Annotated in this window: 26 protein-coding genes; 14 read left to right on the top strand and 12 right to left on the bottom strand. The window is 53.9% G+C overall.

The genetic code is table 11. The annotated features are described in order from the left end of the window. Nucleotides 1–128: 128 nt before the first annotated feature. Nucleotides 129–1178, top strand: coding sequence for a rhodanese-related sulfurtransferase (locus ABGB15_RS13030; RefSeq protein WP_152084181.1), 1050 nt, complete (start codon nucleotides 129–131; stop codon nucleotides 1176–1178). A 42-nt stretch (nucleotides 1179–1220) separates the two neighbouring features. On the opposite strand, the gene ABGB15_RS13025 is transcribed toward ABGB15_RS13030, so the two are convergent. From ABGB15_RS13025 to mdtH, 9 genes are all read right to left on the bottom strand, one after another. Continuing rightward, nucleotides 1221–1796 (bottom strand): YceI family protein, encoded by a 576-nt coding sequence (locus ABGB15_RS13025; RefSeq protein WP_215722978.1) that lies wholly within the window; start codon nucleotides 1794–1796, stop codon nucleotides 1221–1223. Nucleotide 1797: 1 nt separating this feature from the next. After that, nucleotides 1798–2364, bottom strand: a complete 567-nt coding sequence (locus tag ABGB15_RS13020) for a cytochrome b (protein WP_152084183.1) — start codon at nucleotides 2362–2364, stop codon at nucleotides 1798–1800. Between the two features lie 227 nt (nucleotides 2365–2591). Continuing rightward, on the bottom strand, nucleotides 2592–2705 hold the full coding sequence (locus ABGB15_RS13015; RefSeq protein ID WP_215723022.1) for a YceO family protein: 114 nt from the start codon (nucleotides 2703–2705) through the stop codon (nucleotides 2592–2594). 51 nt (nucleotides 2706–2756) lie between these two features. Next, nucleotides 2757–3875: an N-methyl-L-tryptophan oxidase gene (gene solA, locus ABGB15_RS13010; RefSeq protein ID WP_215722977.1), complete on the bottom strand. Its 1119-nt coding sequence runs from the start codon at nucleotides 3873–3875 to the stop codon at nucleotides 2757–2759. 115 nt (nucleotides 3876–3990) lie between these two features. After that, a complete protein-coding gene (bssS, locus tag ABGB15_RS13005; RefSeq protein WP_008500827.1) occupies nucleotides 3991–4245 on the bottom strand; it encodes a biofilm formation regulator BssS in 255 nt (84 codons plus the stop codon). A 274-nt stretch (nucleotides 4246–4519) separates the two neighbouring features. Next, on the bottom strand, nucleotides 4520–4765 hold the full coding sequence (gene dinI / locus ABGB15_RS13000; protein WP_152084185.1) for a DNA damage-inducible protein I: 246 nt from the start codon (nucleotides 4763–4765) through the stop codon (nucleotides 4520–4522). Between the two features lie 76 nt (nucleotides 4766–4841). Beyond that, nucleotides 4842–5888 carry a dihydroorotase gene (pyrC, locus tag ABGB15_RS12995; RefSeq protein ID WP_152084186.1) on the bottom strand — a complete coding sequence of 349 codons (1047 nt, stop codon included), beginning with the start codon at nucleotides 5886–5888 and terminating at the stop codon, nucleotides 4842–4844. 125 nt (nucleotides 5889–6013) lie between these two features. After that, nucleotides 6014–6574 carry a lipoprotein gene (locus ABGB15_RS12990; protein ID WP_152084187.1) on the bottom strand — a complete coding sequence of 187 codons (561 nt, stop codon included), beginning with the start codon at nucleotides 6572–6574 and terminating at the stop codon, nucleotides 6014–6016. Between the two features lie 124 nt (nucleotides 6575–6698). Further along, entirely contained in the window at nucleotides 6699–7907 is a 1209-nt protein-coding gene (gene mdtH, locus ABGB15_RS12985) for a multidrug efflux MFS transporter MdtH (RefSeq protein ID WP_152084188.1), read from the bottom strand. 227 nt (nucleotides 7908–8134) lie between these two features. Here mdtH and rimJ point away from each other — a divergent pair, with 227 nt between their 5' ends. From rimJ to murJ, 4 genes are all read left to right on the top strand, one after another. Further along, entirely contained in the window at nucleotides 8135–8719 is a 585-nt protein-coding gene (gene rimJ, locus ABGB15_RS12980; protein WP_152084189.1) for a ribosomal protein S5-alanine N-acetyltransferase, read from the top strand. Nucleotides 8720–8728: 9 nt separating this feature from the next. Continuing rightward, nucleotides 8729–9379, top strand: coding sequence for a YceH family protein (locus ABGB15_RS12975; RefSeq protein WP_215722976.1), 651 nt, complete (start codon nucleotides 8729–8731; stop codon nucleotides 9377–9379). Between the two features lie 2 nt (nucleotides 9380–9381). Beyond that, nucleotides 9382–10305 (top strand): Gfo/Idh/MocA family protein, encoded by a 924-nt coding sequence (locus ABGB15_RS12970; RefSeq protein WP_215722975.1) that lies wholly within the window; start codon nucleotides 9382–9384, stop codon nucleotides 10303–10305. A gap of 110 nt (nucleotides 10306–10415) precedes the next feature. Further along, the gene (gene murJ, locus ABGB15_RS12965) at nucleotides 10416–11951 is read left to right on the top strand and encodes a murein biosynthesis integral membrane protein MurJ (RefSeq protein ID WP_152084192.1); all 1536 of its coding nucleotides are present in this window, start codon (nucleotides 10416–10418) and stop codon (nucleotides 11949–11951) included. A gap of 60 nt (nucleotides 11952–12011) precedes the next feature. Here the strand turns inward: murJ and flgN are convergent, their stop codons facing one another. The 3 genes from flgN to flgA all read right to left on the bottom strand — a co-directional run bounded on the left by flgN (nucleotide 12012) and on the right by flgA (nucleotide 13488). Further along, nucleotides 12012–12437, bottom strand: a complete 426-nt coding sequence (flgN, locus tag ABGB15_RS12960; protein ID WP_215722974.1) for a flagella biosynthesis chaperone FlgN — start codon at nucleotides 12435–12437, stop codon at nucleotides 12012–12014. A 4-nt stretch (nucleotides 12438–12441) separates the two neighbouring features. After that, nucleotides 12442–12735, bottom strand: a complete 294-nt coding sequence (gene flgM / locus ABGB15_RS12955; protein ID WP_152084194.1) for a flagellar biosynthesis anti-sigma factor FlgM — start codon at nucleotides 12733–12735, stop codon at nucleotides 12442–12444. A 93-nt stretch (nucleotides 12736–12828) separates the two neighbouring features. Next, nucleotides 12829–13488, bottom strand: coding sequence for a flagellar basal body P-ring formation chaperone FlgA (gene flgA, locus ABGB15_RS12950; protein WP_152084195.1), 660 nt, complete (start codon nucleotides 13486–13488; stop codon nucleotides 12829–12831). 157 nt (nucleotides 13489–13645) lie between these two features. Between flgA and flgB the strand changes: the two genes are divergently transcribed. The 9 genes from flgB to flgJ are packed head-to-tail and all read left to right on the top strand — an operon-like array spanning nucleotide 13646 to nucleotide 20858. After that, on the top strand, nucleotides 13646–14062 hold the full coding sequence (flgB, locus tag ABGB15_RS12945; RefSeq protein WP_010429643.1) for a flagellar basal body rod protein FlgB: 417 nt from the start codon (nucleotides 13646–13648) through the stop codon (nucleotides 14060–14062). A 3-nt stretch (nucleotides 14063–14065) separates the two neighbouring features. Beyond that, nucleotides 14066–14470, top strand: coding sequence for a flagellar basal body rod protein FlgC (gene flgC, locus ABGB15_RS12940; RefSeq protein WP_152084196.1), 405 nt, complete (start codon nucleotides 14066–14068; stop codon nucleotides 14468–14470). Between the two features lie 11 nt (nucleotides 14471–14481). Further along, on the top strand, nucleotides 14482–15189 hold the full coding sequence (flgD, locus tag ABGB15_RS12935) for a flagellar hook assembly protein FlgD (protein ID WP_152084197.1): 708 nt from the start codon (nucleotides 14482–14484) through the stop codon (nucleotides 15187–15189). Between the two features lie 26 nt (nucleotides 15190–15215). Continuing rightward, the gene (gene flgE / locus ABGB15_RS12930) at nucleotides 15216–16469 is read left to right on the top strand and encodes a flagellar hook protein FlgE (protein ID WP_152084198.1); all 1254 of its coding nucleotides are present in this window, start codon (nucleotides 15216–15218) and stop codon (nucleotides 16467–16469) included. Nucleotides 16470–16489: 20 nt separating this feature from the next. Continuing rightward, nucleotides 16490–17245, top strand: a complete 756-nt coding sequence (locus ABGB15_RS12925) for a flagellar basal body rod protein FlgF (RefSeq protein WP_215722973.1) — start codon at nucleotides 16490–16492, stop codon at nucleotides 17243–17245. Between the two features lie 11 nt (nucleotides 17246–17256). Continuing rightward, nucleotides 17257–18039 (top strand): flagellar basal-body rod protein FlgG, encoded by a 783-nt coding sequence (gene flgG, locus ABGB15_RS12920; protein WP_000625853.1) that lies wholly within the window; start codon nucleotides 17257–17259, stop codon nucleotides 18037–18039. Between the two features lie 57 nt (nucleotides 18040–18096). Beyond that, nucleotides 18097–18795 carry a flagellar basal body L-ring protein FlgH gene (gene flgH, locus ABGB15_RS12915; protein ID WP_119934684.1) on the top strand — a complete coding sequence of 233 codons (699 nt, stop codon included), beginning with the start codon at nucleotides 18097–18099 and terminating at the stop codon, nucleotides 18793–18795. Between the two features lie 12 nt (nucleotides 18796–18807). Next, nucleotides 18808–19905 (top strand): flagellar basal body P-ring protein FlgI, encoded by a 1098-nt coding sequence (locus tag ABGB15_RS12910; RefSeq protein ID WP_152084200.1) that lies wholly within the window; start codon nucleotides 18808–18810, stop codon nucleotides 19903–19905. Then, nucleotides 19905–20858, top strand: coding sequence for a flagellar assembly peptidoglycan hydrolase FlgJ (gene flgJ / locus ABGB15_RS12905; protein WP_215722972.1), 954 nt, complete (start codon nucleotides 19905–19907; stop codon nucleotides 20856–20858). The genes ABGB15_RS12910 and flgJ overlap by 1 nt, the downstream gene beginning before the upstream one ends. Nucleotides 20859–20869 lie beyond the last annotated feature (11 nt).

Genomic DNA, 20869 nt, shown 5'->3' with positions numbered 1-20869 from the left:
AAATGTTAATCCTGATTAATCAGGCTGAGTGAAATGTAGCGTAAATTGTGTGGATGTAAATTGTCATTGTTTGCTATATCATGCCGACCGATTTTATTTCTCTCTGACGATTGCAGGACTTGTACACCATGCCAGTGTTACACAACCGCGTGTCGAATGAGATGTTGAAAGCGCGTATGTTGGCGGAAACCGAACCACGCACGACCATCTCATTCTATAAATACTTTACCATTAACGATCCGCAGGCGACCCGCGATGTGCTTTATCAGGCATTCACGACGCTAAATGTATTTGGGCGCGTCTATCTGGCGCGTGAAGGTATCAATGCGCAAATCAGCGTGCCGGAAAGCAAAGTCAGCGCCTTCCGCGATTACCTTTACGGGTTCGATCCGGCTCTCAATGGTCTGCGGCTGAATATTGCTCTGGATGATGACGGGAAATCGTTCTGGGTGCTGCGCATGAAAGTGCGGGAACGTATCGTGGCCGATGGGATCGACGATCCTGATTTCAATGCCGGTGATGTGGGGGAATACCTCAAAGCTGCCGAAGTGAATGCGATGCTGGACGATCCGGATGCAGTGTTTATTGATATGCGCAACCACTACGAATATGAAGTGGGGCATTTCGAGAACGCGATGGAAATTCCGGCAGATACCTTCCGTGAACAGCTGCCGAAAGCCGTTGAAATGATGCAGGAACATAAAGATAAAAAAATCGTTATGTACTGCACGGGCGGTATTCGCTGCGAAAAAGCCAGCGCGTGGATGAAACACAACGGCTTTACTAAGGTCTGGCACATTGAAGGCGGTATTATTGAGTATGCCCGACGTGCGCGTGAACAGGGCTTGCCGGTTCGCTTTATCGGTAAAAACTTCGTCTTTGACGAGCGAATGGGCGAGCGTATTTCAGACGATGTGATCGCACATTGCCACCAGTGCGGTACGCCGTGTGATACGCACACGAACTGTAAAAACGATGGCTGCCATTTACTGTTCATTCAGTGCCCGGCGTGTGCAGAGAAGTTTAACGGCTGCTGTAGCGAGCTGTGCAGTGAAGAGAGCGTGCTGCCGGAGGAAGAACAGCGTCGCCGTCGCGCAGGGCGCGAGAACGGGAATAAGATTTTTAATAAGTCCCGTGGCCGACTGAATACCAAACTGGGTATTCCTGATCCTGAATAACGCTACACGCCCGACAGAGTAAAATCTGCCGGGCGTTTTTCATCACTTCTGCTGAACACCTTCCACAGAAATGATCAGGTCTACATCCTGCGATGCCGGACCTAAATCTGTCGTGATATTAAAATCTTTCAGTGTGATTTTACCTGTGGCTTCAAAGCCTGCGCGTTTACCACCCCACGGATCGTCTCCCTGACCCATTAATTTTGCATCAAGGGTTACCGGTTTCGTCACACCATTAAGCGTCAGGTTCCCGGTAATATCCAGGTTCTCACCGTCCTTTTTTACCTCTGTTGAGGTAAAGGTGGCTTGCGGGAATTTTGCGACATTCAGAAACTCCGCGCTGCGTAAATGTTTATCACGCTCGGCGTGGTTGGTATCCACACTGTTGGTATTAATGGTGACACTCACTTTATCTGACGCCGGGTTTTTCTCGTCAAAGCTAAATGTTCCGTCGAAATCTTTAAACGTGCCATACAGCCAGCTATAGCCAAGATGCTGAATACGGAAATTGACGAAGGCATGCTGACCCTCTTTGTCAATTTTATAATCAGCGGCGACAGCAGAGCCGGTGGTAAATAACAACGAACCTAAGGCGATACCCAGCAGGCGTTTTTTCATTTTATGCTCCAGAGTCAACTGACGAACGGCCAAGCATGCGCTTCAGCGTATCGTCTTTATCGATAAAGTGATGTTTAAGGGCTGCAAGCCCATGCAGGACGGAGAGGATGACAACGCTCCACGCAAGCCACAGATGGATAACACCGGCGGTGTCAGCCTGTGAACCGGCATCGGAGAGCGTGGCGGGGACCTCGAAAAGCCCAAAGACGCCGATCGGTTTTCCGTCTGCCGTGGATATGAGGTAGCCGCTGATCAGAATGGCGAACAGCAAGACATAGAGAGCGATATGCGCCCCGGCAGCGCTGAGGCGGGTGAGTTTGCTGTAGCTTTTTAGCGCGGGTGGCGGCGGGGAAATATGTCGCCAGATCACGCGAATAACCAGCCCCATCATCAGCAGAACGCCAATGCTTTTATGCAACTCCGGGGCCTGGTGATACCAGCCATCATAATAACTCAACGTCACCATCCAGAGCCCAAGCCCGAACATGGCGTAAACCGCGAGAGCAAATATCCAGTGTAATAATATGGATATTATTCCGTAACGACGGGAAGAGTTACGCAGTTGCATAGAGAGTACCATTCTCAATAATCAGAACAATAAAAATGAACGGGAAGAAAAGATATTGCAACTGAAATAACTGAATAACGATTTTTATTTAATTTATTTCAGCAGATTTGAAAGTGTTTCGGGAAAGTATTTCAATTGCTTCGTACAATAAAAAAGTAATGATGTACTGAAAAATACGAAGAGTTCAGTTTATATAAAGTAGTGTCAATAAATGTCAAAATATCTTTTCAGAAAAATACAATATAAATAACATCAATGATCGCCAGTAGTGACCACAACAGAATATAGAGCATAAAATGCTCACGTATATTATTGATGAGAAAACCAAACAGTCTGCGCATAATTCCCCATGTTACCACGCTGGCTCCGGACCCTCCGGAGCCAGCAGTATATTATCGGTCAAAACGCGAGAGTGAGAAGGGCGTTAGATCAAACTGTGGCGCAATGCCCTGAGCAAACCCGGCGGCGATTTCACCCAGTACGGAGGCAAATTTGAAACCGTGACCGCTGAGCCCGGTAATGAGCAGCGTGTTGGCATGGCCCGGCAGCGTATCGATAATAAAATCTTCATCCGGCGTGTTGTCATAAGTACACGCGGCACCATAGAGCAATCCACCCACGCCCGGCAATATGTTGCGCAGGAACATAAAGGCTTCTGAGCCATCTTGTGGGTATGCCCCAAAGGGCTTGCGCTCTTCTGGAGAGGAGATACGTTGCCCGCCGTTATGTTTACCGATTTTGAGGGCGTCTTTTTCCGACGGGAAGCCGTAGAACTGGTCACCGTCAGGCAGTTCACCCGTGAAGGCGGGGAATTTATTCTGGCTGCTGTAACGCCCGTCAGACTGGAACCAGGAAAAGACCTTCCGCACCGGTTGAATGGGCAGCGCTGGCAACAGTTTTGTGACCCATGTTCCTGCGCTAATCAGCAGGCGTGACGCGGCGTATTCCCCCTCCGGCGTAGTAACGGTAGCGCCGTCAGCATGGTGGGTTATGGCTGTGACCGGGCAGTTGAACAGCTGAGCGCATCCCGCTTTAGCAGAAAGATCGACCCAGGTTTTGATCGCCGTTTCACAGTGCAATACACCGGAGTTCGCTTCGAACAGCCCAATATAATCGTCCGGGACGGCGATCTCCGGCCAGCGCGTCATGATGCCTTCAGCATCCAGACGCTCAACATCAAGGTTAAATTGTTTCGCGCTGTGTTCGACAGTGGCGAGAAATGCGGAGCTGGCCGGGCCAAGATTGAGAATGCCCGTGCGGTCAAAGATGCGTTCTTCGGTGAGGGTCGCCAGTTCGTCCCACAGCGTCTGGGCACGCAGAACCAGCGGGACATACCGTTCACCTTCACCATAGGCGTGACGAATGAGGCGGGTATCACCGTGGTGGCTGGCGTCTGAATGCGGAGGGTGGTGAGCGTCGATCATCAGGACCTTAAGACCTGCCTGAGTCGCATAATAACCTGCGGCAGAACCCACGGAGCCGCTCCCGATAATGATTAAGTCGTATTTCATAGGTATCTCTTAACGCACGCTTTGTTAGCAGAGTAATTAACTATGTGGGCAGATACAAGGGAGAAATAAATAAGGCACCGCAAGGGTGCCTGTTGAGTGACGAGTGGGCATGAGGTTAATGCCGTTTATACTCATTTTCCTGATAATCGCCAGATTCTATTTTTGCAATGCCAGCTTCTAAAATAGAAATAAACTGACGGGCGACGTCTGTCGTAAGCCACAACGTCTGTCCAACTTCCGCTTCTTCACGGTTTAGCTGATTCGGGGTCTGGTAGTGCAAACGCAGCATCAGCGCATCGTAGCTGTCTACGGTACTGATATCCCAACCAACAAGCGGGTGGGTCTGGATGACTTCACTATTCTTTTCCATTATAACCCCCTTAATACGTGCTAGAAGACAACGACTTTGAGGTTCAATGCATGTTTTTCTGAAGCAATTTCAGTATATCAATAAATAAGGGTTCCGAAGGGAAAAATAAACAGCTGGCAACACATTTTTCTGCTTTTTAGGATTGTTCGAGCAATAAAACACCATCTTGTTCACGATTTTCTAAGAAGATGCTGAAATAATTTGAACTTTCGGCGTGACGAATCAAAAAAAAGCCGGGGCGACCCGGCAAAAAAACACAATGAGGGAGCAAAATTTACCCGGTGATGAACCAGTCGTCGGCGCTTTCCCACGTTTCCTGCAAAATTTCGCTGATACGATCTTTATCTTCTTTCGCGCCGCCGATAACCGACAGGTTGTTCGCTGCCGCATAGCGTACCGTGACGTTGCCGGTGTTTTCAGGAAAAGTGCTGTTAATACGGCGGGATAACTCACCCGCCAGCGCATCGAGCGCGCCAGCAGGCAGAACGGTTGTTTTGGCTATGGTGACTTCAATACGCATAAATGCCCCCCTGTGTAATATACTGTTTATTTATACAGTTATATTATCGATTTGACAACAAGGAGGCAGGAAATTTTTAGCGTTTTACCGTCCAGTGCACGGTTTCGCCCGCCAGGAACGGGATCAGCGTGTCATCCGTCAGCGGAATAGATTCATCAACCTGGCTCTCTTTACGCTCCAGTTCAATGAAGGTGTCATTCACCGGCAGGCCATAGAAACGCGGGCCATTGAGGGAGCAGAACGCCTCGAAATGCTCAAGCGCATTCATCTCATCAAATACGCTCGCATAGCTCGCGAGGGCGGTTGGTGCGTTAAAGCAGCCCGCGCAGCCGCAGCTGGCTTCTTTACGATGACGAGCATGAGGTGCAGAGTCAGTGCCCAGGAACGCGCGGGAGAAGCCGCTTGCGACCAGCTCACGCAGTGCCTGCTGGTGGATATTGCGCTTAAGGATCGGCAGGCAATAGAGGTGAGGGCGGACACCGCCAACCAGCATATGATTGCGGTTAAACATCAGGTGCTGTGGCGTGATGGTGGCGGCGATCAGCTCGTTACCGTCGCGGACATACTCGGCGGCATCTTTGGTGGTGATATGTTCAAATACCACTTTCAGCGCTGGAAGACGCTGGCGCAGCGGCTCCATTACCGTTTCGATAAACCGGGCTTCGCGGTCGAAGATATCAATTTCCGCGTGCGTCACTTCCCCATGTACCAGCAGTGGCATTCCCAGTTTCTGCATTCTTTCCAGCACCGGCATGATGGCGTCGATGCTGGTGACACCGTGGCTGGAGTTGGTGGTGGCATTCGCCGGGTAGAGTTTGGCGGCGGTAAACACGCCTTCGTTAAACCCGCGCTCCACCTCGTTCGGATCGAGCGAGTCCGTCAGGTAGCAGGTCATCAGCGGGGTGAAGTCGTGTCCTGCCGGTACGGCATCCAGAATACGCTGACGGTAAGCTATCGCGGCATCAACGGTGGTGACTGGCGGCACCAGGTTAGGCATAACAATCGCGCGGCCATAAATTTCGCTGGTATAGGGCACGACAGTTTTCAGCATCTCGCCATCACGCAGATGGATATGCCAGTCGTCAGGGCGGCGGATTTTAAGAACCTGGGATTGTACAGTCATGGAAGCTCCGGCTTGAAAGAGATCAGTCATAAGAGGGCTGTTTTTGCCGGACACAAATCATAAGCGGAAACGTTTTCGTTTGCACACTTTTCCGTAAAAAAAAGGGCGCTTCAGCGCCCTTCAGGTTAATCGGTGAAAGGAATGATGATTTCTCCCGGCTTCACCTCTATCCCTTTTGCATATTTTTTCGCAAGTGCTTCACCCTTGCTCTTGTCTTCACTGAGAACATAGGCCGGCTGCTGGTTAAAATAGTTGCGCAGCGACTGGTTCAGATAAGGCATCAGCGTTTGCAGCACCGGTTTCATTTTGTCCGGGGAAACCACTGCATCAACCACTTCCATCTCCTGCAGGAAGATCGCGCCTTTTTCTTTGTTGAAAACAGGCAGCGCTTTAAGTTTCAGCTTAATGTTTGCCTTCTGGTTACCGAATAACGACGTCATATCCAGATTCGCATCACCGGAGAGGGTGACTTTATTTGGTTCTTCACGCCCAATCTGGCTGACGAGATGGCTGAGGACAATATGCGCATCGGCAAGGCCCGGAACGCCAATGTCTTTTGAAAAGTTGTTATGTTTCTCCAGCGCCTGATTAATTTCCTGTTCACTGACGGTGTATTGCGTAAGCTGGTTACAACCCACCAGCAGGCCACTGAAAATTAACGCAGCGGCAATGACAATCTTCTTCATGATATTCCTCAACAAAAAATTGGCGCATCTGTCCTGAGCGTCAGTATGTCAGTGTGATATGGCAGAAACCAGCAGAAAAAACTGAGAATAAAGGCGGGAAAGCCCCGCCAGACAGAGAGAAGGGTTACGCGCCGGGCTCAAGCATACCGCGCGTGCTGCGCTTCTGGCTAAACTGCCACCACAGCGCGATAAAAGTCATTAAGCCTACCATGCCGAGCATCATCCAGGGGAGTTCCGGTTGTTTCAGCGCTTTTCCGGCGTCGAACAGCCAGCCGCCACCGGTATAGCCGAGTGCTCCGCCAAGCGCCAGACCAAGACGGCTGAAGCCCATGTAGCTGCCACGGGCACGCGCGTTGGCAAGTGAAGCACTCAGCGTTTCACGAGCCGGTTCGGCAATGATTGAGCCGATGTAGAAGGTACAAATCAGCATAAACAACTGCTGCAGCGAGCCCACTAAACCGATGGGCATCATGCTCAGCGTCATCAACAGAAGCCCGGCCATCAGGCGGTGCTCAAGACGGAAACGACGCTCGCTCCAGCGGGCAATCGGATACAGCAGGGTCAGCGACAGGCAGGCTTCAATGGCATACATCCATTTAACGGCGGCTGGCGTACCTGCAATGTCGTTAACCATGATCGGCAGCATCAGCATGACCTGCACGGCCAGCATGTAATAACCCGTCAGGGTCAATACATAGGTGACAAAGCGTTTGTCACTTAACACGCGATCGAGCCCTTCACGTACCGGCGCTTTGACCGTCGACAGTTTCCATGCGGGCAGAAACAGGGCGTTAAAGAGCGCGCACAGAATAAAGAGAACGGCACCGGTGGCGCAGACCAGACGGAAATCGTACTGCAACAACCAGCTTCCCAGCAGAGCGCCAACAACGGCACCAGCGCTGTCCTGCATCATCAGAATCGAGAAGAAGCGTCCCCGGTGCTGCGGGCGGATCAGCTTTACCACCAGCGCGGTGCGCGGGGGATCGAAGAGGGTGCCGCCGATCCCGGAGAGGAAGCAGGAAAACCACAGCAGCCAGGGTTCATGGGCTATCGCCATCGTGGCAAACCCTGCTGCACGCAGCAGCATGCCCGTGACGATCATCGGCTTAGCGCCAAAGCGGTCGGCGATGGCTCCGCCAAACACGCCCAGCCCCTGCTGGACAAACTGACGTAAACCCAATGCGATACCGACCATTAACGCCGCCCAGCCCATTTGATCGACAAAGCGAATCGAAATAAGCGGAAAAACGACAAAAAAGCCGAGCACGACCAGCATGTTATCGACGAGCAGGAAATATTTACCCAGGCTCCTGGCCTGTGATACGCGGGACATTTTCCCTCCAGGGAAAATCAGAAGGTAAGCACGCTAATATTCTGCGGTGTCGCCGGACGTTTTCCCATCCCTGTCGGTGACAATATTTTTTTATCAAAAGGGTGCTTTGATAGAGAGTTCTCATCGAAAAATGTGAAAATGGTATGTCACTGTTTTCACAGACGGCACAGGCGCAGGTATAGTAAAGCTAAAAGGTAAGGCAGAAGCGACGGGAAGGAGTGGTATCGATGTTTGGCTATCGCAGTAATGTGCCAAAAGTGCGTCTGACAACGGACAGGCTGGTCGTTCGTCTGGTGCATGAGCGTGATGCCTGGCGTCTGGCGGATTATTACGCCGAGAATCGCCAGTTTTTAAAGCCCTGGGAACCCGTTCGGGATGAGAGCCATTGCTACCCTTCCGGCTGGCAGGCGCGCCTCAGTATGATCGCAGAATTTCATAAGCAGGGCAGTGCGTTCTATTTCGCACTACTGGACCCTGAAGAAAAAGAAATTATCGGCATTGCCAACTTTTCTAACGTGGTGCGCGGCTCGTTTCACGCCTGCTACCTTGGGTACTCCATTGGCCAGAAGTGGCAGGGACAAGGGCTAATGTATGAGGCGTTAACTGCGGCGATTCGCTATATGCAACGCACCCAGCATATCCATCGCATAATGGCAAACTACATGCCCCACAATAAACGCAGTGGCGATCTGCTGGCACGTTTAGGGTTCGAAAAAGAGGGGTATGCCAAAGATTATCTGTTGATCGACGGTGAGTGGCGTGACCATGTGCTTACCGCGTTAACCACCCAGGACTGGACCGCAGGTCGTTAAGGAGAAAAGATGAAATATCAGTTAAACGACACCGAAGCGCGCGTGGTTGGTTGCTTGCTTGAAAAGCAGGTCACCACACCGGAGCAATATCCGCTTTCGGTTAATGCTGTGATGATGGCCTGTAACCAGAAAACGAACCGCGAGCCGGTCATGAACCTCAGCGAACACGAGGTGCAGGACATCCTGGATGAGCTGGTTAAACGTCACTATCTGCGCACCGTTAGTGGGTTCGGTAATCGCGTCACGAAATACGAGCAGCGCTTTTGTAATTCCGAATTTGGTGATTTGAAACTGAGTAGCGCAGAAGTGGCCGTGATCGCCACGCTGCTGTTGCGCGGTGCACAAACGCCGGGGGAACTGCGGACTCGCGCGTCCCGCATGCATGAGTTCCGCGATATGCAGGACGTTGAGCAGACGCTGGAGGGCCTGACCACCCGCGAAGACGGGCCCTATGTGGTCCGTCTGGCGCGTGAGCCAGGTAAGCGTGAAAGCCGCTTTATGCACCTGTTCAGTGGTGAGGTCGATGCTTCCGAACTGGCTGTTGAAACCGATTCTCCGGTAGCCAATGCCAGCCTGACGGCGCGCGTGGAGGCGCTGGAAGAAGAAGTCGCCGGGCTGAAACAGCGACTTGACGCACTGCTGGCACATTTGGGGGATTAACGGTGACAAAGTTACGTGTGGGTGTTGTGGGGCTGGGCGGAATTGCGCAAAAAGCCTGGTTACCCGTTTTAGGGGCGGCGTCGGACTGGACGCTACAGGGGGCGTGGTCGCCAACGCGTGAGAAAGCGGAGCGCATCTGTGAAACCTGGCGAATGCCGTATGCAAATTCGCTGCTGGATCTGGCGCGCGACTGCGACGCGGTGTTTGTTCATACCTCAACGGCGACCCATTACCAGGTGGTGAGCGAGTTACTCAATGCGGGCGTTCATGTCTGTGTGGATAAACCGCTGGCGGAAAATGTTCAGGATGCCGAACGCCTGATTGAACTGGCCGCGCGCAAAAACCTGACGTTGATGGTTGGCTTTAACCGCCGTTTTGCGCCGCTCTATCAGCAGTTAAAAGCGCAGTCTGGTACGCTTGCCTCCTTGCGGATGGATAAACACCGTACCGACAGCATCGGGCCAAACGATTTACGCTTTACGCTGCTCGATGACTATCTGCATGTGGTGGACACCGCGCTGTGGTTGACGAACGGTCACGCTCAGTTGCAAAGCGGAACGCTGGTGACCAACGAGCAGGGTGAGATGGTTTATGCCGAGCACCATTTTGCTGTCGAACATCTGCAGGTCACGACCAGTATGCATCGCCGTGCCGGTAGCCAGCGCGAGTGCGTTCAGGCGATAACCGACGGTGCGCTGTACGACATCACCGATATGCGTGAGTGGCGGGAAGAGAAGGGCAATGGCGTGGTGACATTACCGGTTGCAGGCTGGCAAAGCACTTTGGAACAGCGTGGATTCGTCGGCTGCGCGCGTCACTTCATGACTTGCGTGCAAAATCAGACGGTTCCTGAAACATCCGGTGAGCAGGCCATTATGGCGCAGCGCATCGTGGAGCGGCTCTGGCGCGAAGCCATGAGTGAATAACTCGCTGTAACATCTGCCAATAGTAATTCCGTTAAATCCGGGTAGACTAAGCGCTTCTTCAACGCCTGCATTGCAGGCGTTTTGCCGTATGGTTGTGGACATTCACATTAATGAACTTATTAAAATCGCTGGCAGCCGTCAGCTCGATGACCATGTTTTCCCGCGTGCTTGGCTTTGCGCGCGATGCGATTGTGGCAAGGATCTTTGGCGCAGGAATGGCGACGGACGCCTTTTTTGTGGCCTTCAAATTACCAAACCTGCTGCGACGTATTTTTGCCGAAGGGGCATTTTCGCAGGCGTTTGTGCCCATTCTCGCGGAGTATAAAAGCAAGCAGGGCGAAGACGCCACGCGCGTGTTTGTGGCTTATGTTTCCGGCCTGCTGACGCTGGCCCTGGCGGTAGTCACCGTGTTGGGGATGCTGGCCGCACCGTGGGTGATTATGGTCACGGCACCTGGCTTTGCTGATACGGCGGATAAATTTGCGCTGACCTCGCAACTGCTGCGCATAACCTTCCCCTATATTTTGCTGATCTCGCTGGCTTCGCTGGTGGGGGCGATCCTCAACACCTGGAACCGTTTCTCTGTTCCGGCGTTTGCGCCAACGTTTTTGAACGTCAGTATGATTGGCTTTGCGCTGTTTGCCGCGCCGCATTTTAACCCGCCGATCCTTGCGCTGGCCTGGGCGGTCACCGTGGGTGGCGTGCTGCAGCTTGCCTATCAACTGCCGCATCTGAAAAAAATTGGCATGCTGGTGTTACCGCGCATCAATTTCAAAGATGCCGGTGCAATGCGTGTGATTAAACAGATGGGCCCGGCGATCCTCGGCGTTTCCGTCAGCCAGATTTCGCTTATCATCAACACCATTTTTGCCTCTTTCCTGGTCTCTGGCTCGGTCTCCTGGATGTACTATGCTGACCGCCTGATGGAGTTTCCGTCCGGGGTGCTGGGCGTTGCGCTGGGGACGATCCTGTTGCCGTCACTGTCGAAAAGTTTTGCCAGTGGTAATCATGACGAATACTGCCGCCTGATGGACTGGGGGCTTCGCCTCTGCTTCCTGCTGGCGCTGCCGAGCGCAGTGGCGCTGGGTATTCTGGCGAAACCGTTAACCGTTTCACTCTTCCAGTATGGCAAATTTACCGCCTTTGACGCCGCGATGACTCAGCGTGCGCTGATTGCCTACTCGGTTGGGTTGATGGGGCTGATTGTTGTTAAGGTACTGGCTCCGGGGTTCTACTCCCGTCAGGACATCAAAACACCGGTTAAAATTGCCATTGTCACGCTGATTATGACCCAGTTGATGAACCTGGCGTTTATCGGCCCACTGAAACATGCGGGTCTGTCGCTGTCGATTGGTCTGGCGGCTTGTCTGAACGCCGGGCTACTGTACTGGCAGTTACGTAAGCAGAAAATCTTTACCCCTCAGCCTGGCTGGTTCAGTTTCCTGGTGCGTCTGGTGATTGCCGTGCTGGTAATGTCTGCGGCGTTAACGGGCATGATGTATGTGATGCCTGACTGGTCGCTGGGGACGATGCCTTACCGCCTGATGCGCCTGATGGCGGTAGTGTTGGTGGGGGTTGTTGCGTACTTCGCCACGCTTGCGGTGCTCGGTTTCAAAGTCAAAGAGTTTACCCGTCGCACGGTATAAACGACAAAAGGGGAGTTCACCAGCGGTGTGCTCCCCACGTCATGACATGCCGCGACTGCGTCAAATCGAAATCTTTTTCCCGCCTGAAATACGCGAACTGGCTGTTTGACCATCCGCGCCGTAGAGCCCAGGCTCCTTATGGGGCTTTAATACCTCCAGAGCCTGCTGATTACGCATAATTTGCCCCTCTAACAGCCAGCCGTTGTGCTGGTTGAGATCGCGCAGGTGCTGGGTTTTTTCTGTAATCGTCTGCCAGCGTTCAACAATCTCATCATTGGCACTGCGCTTAGGCTCTTGCTCAGCGCGCCGTTGCTGTTCGAGATAATCCAGTGTCGCCAGAAGCGAGCTTTTGTCTTCCGTAATGCGCTGCAACGCGCTGCCGTTGATTTGACCGGAAGACAGGTGCTGCTGCTCTGCATCCATTACCGTTTTCAGGTCATTCAGGACAACCGTCATCTGATCCAGTATTTCTGACAGTCGACTCATACGGTTAGTTACTCTGCAAGAAACTCTGCGCTTCATTAATCAGCGCGTCAGCGATTTTGCTGGTATCCATTTTCAGCTCGCCGTTACGAATCGCCGTTTTCAGTGCTTCAACACGTTCCATGTTGATATCGCTGCTGCCTGGCTGCATCAGTTTTGACTGAGCATCGCTCAGGGTGACGCTGGTGCTATTGGCCGTCGACGGTTTTTCCAGACGCGTTTTCTGCGGCGTAGTGTCATTCGTTTCGCGAGGTTGTACAGTGCTAACCGGCTTCAGGGCTGATGTACGATCAATGCTCATAGTGTTGTCCTCATCGAGGGTTCGCGGCGTTTGCGCCTGACATCATCATTAGTTGAATATTTATCGGCAGTCGCCGCGAAATCTTTAAAAAGATTATAGGTTAATCAGAATATTCCCATCAGTATCGACGGTTCCGCTAACCACCTGGCCTGAAGACATCCTGACTCGGGCATTTTGTGCCACGGCGGCATTGTTTAATGCCTTCCCTTCGCTGTTGATGCTAAAGCCGTCTCCGCTGGCGACGACCATCACCTGTTGCCCCGCTTTTACCCGCCATGCCTGACGCAGCATAGAGAGCTGTATCGGCTGGCCTGGTGCCACATCCCGCAGGCTAATGGCGTCCTGGGCCTGGTTAATGTCGAGCATGGTGCGAGGCGGCAACTGGTCCAGGCGGCCACGTTTTAACGTAACGCTGTTCGCCTGCAGTTGGCTTCCTCTGACGATCGGCTGGGCGGCGACAACATAATTGCCTGTCGCCTGAACGGCAACCTGCAAATAGCGTTTTTCGCCAGGACAACGCGCCAGCACATTCACATTACCCCACAGTTTAGCACTGCCGGTCACGCTGAATGAGGGCTGTTCACAGGATGGAAAAAGATTGGGGGGCGTTCGCACGGTAACGCTGACCTCATCGCTAAAGCCTGCCAGCTGCTGAGCAAAAAAGGCGGTTAACTGCCCCTGTAACCCTTCAGCCTGCACCAGAGGGCTTAAAAGCAATAAGGTTGCCGCAAGGGCACTTTTTAACGTCCGCATCGCAAGTTCCACCGTTTTCAGAATTGGGACGATTCTACCCGCAGTGGTTTTGCATCAACGCAATAAATAGCGACGCATTTTGCGCTTATTCCGTCGATAAGGCAGACGGGTTGAGATTTAAGCTGTGAACTGAAATTTTCCCATTAGCGGAGGAGACATGCTCGATAAACTCGATGCCGCGTTACGTTTTCAGCAGGAAGCGCTCAATTTACGCGCCCAGCGGCAGGAGATTTTAGCCGCCAATATCGCTAACGCGGATACCCCTGGGTATCAGGCTCGCGATATTGATTTTTCCAGTGAACTTAAAAAAGTGATGGAGCGTGGACGTGCCGAAGGAACAGGTGTCGCACTTGCACTGACATCCTCACGCCACATTCCCGCTCAGGCGATGACCGCGCCGACGACCGATTTGCTTTATCGCATCCCTGACCAGCCCTCTCTTGATGGTAACACCGTCGATATGGATCGGGAACGTACACAGTTTGCCGATAACAGCCTGCAGTACCAGACGGGCCTGACGCTACTCGGTGGACAGATTAAAGGCATGATGACCGTCCTTCAGGGGGGCAACTAATCCATGGCTTTGCTGAATATTTTTGATATTGCCGGTTCAGCGTTAACCGCGCAGTCACAGCGTCTGAACGTGGCGGCCAGTAACCTCGCCAACGCCGACAGCGTGACCGGTCCAGACGGACAGCCTTATCGTGCGAAACAGGTCGTCTTTCAGGTAAATGCTGCGCCGGGTGCGGCAACGGGCGGCGTGAAAGTCTCCGACGTGGTAGAGAGCCAGGCACCGGACAAACTGGTGTATGAGCCCGGCAACCCGCTCGCGGATGCCAGTGGTTACGTGAAAATGCCTAACGTGGATGTGGTGGGTGAAATGGTGAACTCCATGTCTGCCTCACGCAGTTACCAGGCAAACGTCGAAGTGCTTAACACCGTGAAGAGCATGATGCTCAAAACACTCACTCTCGGCCAGTAAAGGAGACACGCATGTCCATCGCCGTAAACGTGAATGATACGACCAATTCGGGCGTAACCAGTACCAGTTCAGGGAGTTCCAGCTCTCTGACGGGAAGCAGTGCCTCTGATCTGCAAAGCAGCTTTCTGACGCTGCTGGTGGCTCAGTTGAAGAACCAGGACCCGACCAACCCAATGCAAAACAACGAACTGACCACGCAGCTTGCGCAGATCAGCACCGTTAGCGGCATTGAGAAGCTCAATACCACCCTCGGCTCTGTCTCTGGCCAAATCGACAATAGCCAGTCTCTGCAGGCTGCCAACCTGATTGGTCACGGGGTGATGATCCCAGGGACCACGATCCTTGCGGGCAGCAGCACGACCGATGGCACAACCACGACGTCCACTACACCATTTGGCGTTGAGTTGCAGCAGGCGGCGGATAAGGTAACCGCGACGATCACCGATGCCTCCGGTGCGGTGGTCCGAACCATTGATATCGGCAAGCTGGACGCGGGCGTTCATACCTTTACCTGGGATGGCAGCATGACGGACGGCACCACGGCACCAAACGGTTCCTACAAAGTGGCTATCAGCGCCAGCAGTGGCACCACGCAACTGGTGGCTCAGCCGCTCCAGTTCGCGCTGGTTCAGGGCGTGATTAAAGGTAGCGACGGCAACAAACTGGATTTGGGTACTTCTGGTACCACCACACTCGACGAAGTTCGGCAGATTATCTAAGCCTTAACACTTATCAGGAGTAAGTCATGGCCTTTTCTCAAGCGGTCAGCGGCCTGAATGCTGCAGCCACCAACCTGGATGTCATTGGCAACAACATCGCCAACTCCGCGACCTATGGTTTTAAATCCGGTACGGCGTCTTTTGCAGACATGTTTGCCGGTTCCAAAGTAGGCCTGGGCGTTAAAGTCGCAGGTATCACTCAGGATTTCACCGACGGCACCACAACCAACACCGGTCGTGGCCTGGACGTTGCCATTAGCCAGAACGGGTTCTTCCGTATGGTTGATTCCAACGGTTCCGTGTTCTACAGCCGTAACGGTCAGTTCAAGCTGGACGAGAACCGTACGCTGGTCAACATGCAGGGGATGCAGTTAACCGGTTATCCGGTGGCGGGGACACCACCTACCGTACAGACCGGTGCGAACCCTCAGGCGATCACCATCCCTAACACCCTGATGGCGGCGAAGTCGACCACCACCGCAACGCAGCAGATTAACCTGAACTCCACGGATGATATCCAGACTGCGGCTTTCGATGCGACGAACCAGGATACCTACAATAAAAAAGGTACCGTAACGGTATTCGACAGCCAGGGTAACGCCCATAACATGTATGTCTACTATGTCAAAACAGCAGACAACAAATGGGATCTCTACACCCAGGACGGTAGCGTTGCGAACGGCCCGGTGACCAAAGCGGCACAGATGAGCTTTGATGAAAACGGTAACCTTGATGGTGTGTATAACTACGATGCGGCGGGTGTTGTACTGAGCGGAACCCCGAACGCTACGCCGGCTATCAACATCACCACGGAATCCGTCAGCGGTGCAACCCCTGCGACATTCTCCCTGAGCTTCCAGAACTCCATGCAGCAGAACACCGGCACGAACAGCGTGGTGAACACCACCCAGAACGGCTACAAGCCGGGCGATCTGGTGAGCTACCAGATCAACGACGACGGTACTGTTGTGGGTAACTACTCCAACGAACAGACACAGGTTCTGGGCCAAATCGTGCTGGCAAACTTCGCCAACAACGAAGGCCTGAAATCTGAAGGCGATAACGTCTGGTCTGCCACGCAGTCTTCCGGCGTTGCGCTGCTGGGTACGGCGGGGACCGGTAACTTCGGTACGCTGACCAACGGTGCGCTTGAAGCCTCTAACGTTGATCTGAGTAAAGAACTGGTGAACATGATCGTGGCGCAACGTAACTATCAGTCGAACGCGCAGACCATCAAAACTCAGGATCAGATCCTCAACACGCTGGTTAACCTGCGTTAAGCGGCTGACGGGAAAGCGCAATGGATCACGCAATATATACGGCGATGGGCGCGGCAAGCCAAACGCTCAATCAGCAGGCTGTTACCGCCAGCAACCTGGCGAACGCCTCAACGCCAGGTTTTCGTGCGCAGCTCAACGCGCTGCGTGCGGTGCCGGTGGAAGGACTTTCGCTGCCAACGCGCACGCTGGTCACCGCCTCCACGCCGGGTGCCGACATGACGCCCGGCCAGATGGATTATACCTCGCGTCCGCTGGACGTTGCCCTCCAGCAGGACGGTTGGCTGGCGGTGCAAACCGCAGACGGCCGCGAAGGGTATACCCGTAACGGTAATATCCAGGTGGATGCGAACGGTCAGTTGACGATTCAGGGGCATCCGGTGATCGGCGAAGCAGGGCCGATCACCGTACCTGAAGGATCAGAGCTGACTATCGCTGCGGACGGGACCATTTCGGCGTTGAATCCGGGCGATCCGGTCAATACCGTGGCACCTGTCGGGCGTCTGAAACTGGTCAAAGCGGAAGGCAGGGAAGTGCAGCGTGGTGATGATGGCATGTTCCGCCTGACCCAGGCCGCACAGGCGACACGTGGTGCCACGTTACAGGCCGATCCGAGCATTCGTGTGATGTCTGGCGTGCTGGAAGGCAGTAACGTCAAACCGGTGGAAGCCATGACCGACATGATCGCCAGTGCCCGCCGTTTTGAAATGCAGATGAAGGTTATCAGCAGCGTGGATGAGAACGCGAGCAAAGCTAACCAACTACTGGCTATGAGTTAACAGGACTCCTTATGATCAGTTCTTTATGGATCGCGAAAACCGGCCTGGACGCACAGCAAACCAACATGGATGTGATTGCCAACAACCTGGCGAACGTAAGCACCAATGGTTTTAAGCGTCAGCGTGCTGTTTTCGAAGATTTGCTTTATCAAACGATTCGTCAGCCGGGTGCGCAATCTTCTGAGCAAACCACGCTGCCGTCCGGTTTACAGATCGGTACGGGTGTTCGCCCGGTCGCAACCGAGCGTCTGCACAGTCAGGGCAACCTGTCTCAGACCAACAACAGTAAAGATGTTGCCATTAAAGGGCAGGGGTTCTTCCAGGTGCAACTGCCTGACGGCACCTCTGCCTATACCCGCGACGGCTCTTTCCAGGTGGATCAGAACGGCCAACTGGTGACGGCGGGCGGCTTCCAGGTTCAGCCTGCGATCACCATTCCGGCGAATGCCCTGAGCATTACCATCGGGCGTGACGGCATCGTGAGTGTGACCCAGCAAGGACAGGCTGCGCCTGTTCAGGTTGGGCAGCTCAACCTGACTACCTTCATGAACGATACCGGTCTGGAAAGCATTGGTGAGAACCTCTACACCGAAACTCAGTCCTCCGGTACGCCAAATGAAAGTACGCCTGGGCTGAATGGCGCGGGTCTGCTGTACCAGGGTTATGTCGAAACCTCGAACGTTAACGTGGCGGAAGAGCTGGTGAATATGATCCAGGTTCAGCGCGCGTATGAAATTAACAGTAAAGCAGTGTCGACGACCGACCAGATGCTGCAGAAACTGACGCAACTCTAAGGTGTAGCCCGGTGCGGTCAACGCCGCACCGGCTCCCTGTTTTCGAAGATGAAGGCAATGCAAAAAAACGCGGCGTTTCGTTATCCGATACTGACTGTTCTGGCTGTGACCCTTAGCGGGTGTGCCTGGATACCGTCTAAACCATTGGTCGAGGGTGCGACGACCGCCCAACCCGTTCCCGGCCCCGCGCCGGTGGTGAATGGCTCTATTTTCCAGACAGCCCAGCCGATTAACTACGGTTATCAGCCGCTGTTTGAAGACCGTCGCCCGCGTAACGTCGGCGACACGTTGACCATTGTGCTGCAGGAAAACGTCAGTGCGAGCAAAAGCTCGTCGGCGAATGCCAGCCGCGATGGCAAAACGAATTTTGGCTTCGACACCGTGCCACGTTATCTGCAGGGCCTGTTCGGCAATGCGCGTGCGGATGTGGATGCCTCTGGCGGCAATACCTTTAACGGTAAAGGTGGCGCGAATGCCAGCAATACCTTCAGCGGTACGCTGACGGTAACGGTTGACCAGGTTCTGGTTAACGGCAACTTACACGTTGTGGGTGAAAAACAGATTGCCATTAACCAGGGCACTGAGTTCATTCGCTTCTCCGGTGTGGTTAACCCTCGCACCATCAGCGGCACCAACACCGTTCCGTCTACCCAGGTGGCGGATGCGCGCATCGAGTATGTCGGCAACGGCTACATCAATGAAGCGCAAAATATGGGCTGGCTGCAACGCTTCTTCCTTAACTTATCGCCGATGTAAGCGAGGTGACCCATGTTTAAATCGATCTTCGCCGTGGCGCTGGCGCTGGTGGCAACCTTCGCCCAGGCTGACCGTATTCGTGACCTGACCAGCGTTCAGGGTGTACGCGAAAACTCCCTGATCGGCTACGGTCTGGTGGTGGGGCTGGACGGTACGGGTGACCAGACCACCCAGACGCCCTTTACCACGCAAAGTTTAAACAACATGCTCTCCCAGCTTGGCATCACCGTGCCGGCCGGGACAAACATGCAGCTGAAAAACGTAGCTGCGGTGATGGTCACTGCCTCCTTCCCGGCGTTCGCTCGTCAGGGGCAAACCATTGATGTTGTAGTTTCGTCTATGGGTAATGCCAAAAGCCTGCGCGGCGGTACGCTGCTGATGACGCCTCTGAAGGGCGTCGACAGCCAGGTCTATGCGCTGGCGCAGGGTAACATTCTGGTGGGCGGTGCGGGTGCATCGGCGGGTGGCAGCAGTGTTCAGGTGAACCAGCTGAACGGCGGGCGTATCACAAACGGTGCGATCATCGAACGTGAATTGCCGACGCAGTTCGGCTCCGGGAATACCATCAACCTGCAGCTGAATAATGAAGACTTCACCATGGCGCAGCAAATTGCCGACACCATCAACCGCAGCCGTGGCTACGGTAGCGCCACGGCGCTGGATGCGCGTACCGTGCAGATCCGTACCTCCACGGGCAGCAGTAACCAGGTGCGTATGCTGGCGGATATCCAGAATATGGAAGTGAACGTGCCGCTTCAGGATGCCAAAGTCATTATCAACTCGCGCACCGGGTCGGTGGTGATGAACCGCGAAGTGTCGCTGGACAGCTGTGCCGTGGCGCAGGGCAACCTCTCGGTGACGGTGAACCGTTCTGCTAACGTCAGCCAGCCAGACACGCCGTTTGGTGGCGGCCAGACGGTAGTGACGCCGCAAACGCAGATTGATTTGCGCCAGAGCGGCGGTTCGCTGCAGAGCGTGCGTTCCAGCGCCAACCTGAACAGCGTGGTGCGTGCCCTGAACGCTCTGGGGGCAACGCCGATGGATCTAATGTCCATTCTGCAGTCAATGCAAAGTGCAGGTTGCCTGCGTGCCAAACTGGAAATCATCTGATGCTGACCGATAGCAAACTGCTGACCAGTGCCGCCTGGGATGCCCAGTCGCTTAACGAGCTGAAAACCAAAGCAGGCAAAGACCCGGCGGCGAATATCCGCCCGGTCGCCCGCCAGGTGGAGGGGATGTTCGTGCAGATGATGCTGAAAAGCATGCGTGAAACCCTGCCGAAAGACGGGATGTTCAGCAGCGACTCGACGCGCCTCTACACCAGCATGTACGACCAGCAGATTGCGCAGCAGATGACAGCCGGTAAAGGCTTAGGTCTGGCTGACATGATTGTGAAACAGACCGCAGCCGCGCAGGGTATTCAGCCAGAGGATCAGCCACAACAGGTGCCGATGAAGTTCGACCTGGAAACGGTGACCAGTTATCAGAATCAGGCGCTGACGCAGATGGTACGCAAAGCGATACCGAAGCCGGCCGCGACCAACGATGAGCCGCTCTCCGGCGACAGCAAAGACTTCCTGGCACAGCTCTCTCTGCCTGCCCGTCTTGCCAGTGAGCAGAGCGGCGTACCGCATCACCTTATTCTGGCGCAAGCCGCGCTGGAATCTGGCTGGGGACAACGGCAAATCCGTAAAGAGAACGGTGAGCCGAGCTTTAATATCTTTGGCGTAAAAGCCACCTCCAGCTGGAAAGGGCCAACGACGGAGATCACCACCACCGAGTACGAAAACGGTGCAGCGGTGAAGGTCAAAGCGAAATTCCGCGTCTACAGCTCTTATCTTGAAGCGCTGTCGGATTATGTGGGCCTGTTGAGCCGCAATCCGCGTTATACCGCCGTCACGCAGGCGGCGACACCAGAGCAGGGCGCTCAGGCATTGCAGAACGCAGGTTACGCCACCGATCCGAACTATGCGCGTAAGCTCACCAGCATGATTCAGCAACTGAAATCGATGAGTGAGAAAGTCAGCAAAGCCTATAGCACAGATATTGAAAATCTGTTCTGAAAGTTCTCAAG

The sequence above is a fragment of the Enterobacter sp. MALB-1 genome (assembly GCF_041021625.1).
GTDB classification, from domain to species: domain Bacteria; phylum Pseudomonadota; class Gammaproteobacteria; order Enterobacterales; family Enterobacteriaceae; genus Enterobacter; species Enterobacter oligotrophicus.
This window is presented reverse-complemented; position numbering and strand designations above follow the sequence as displayed.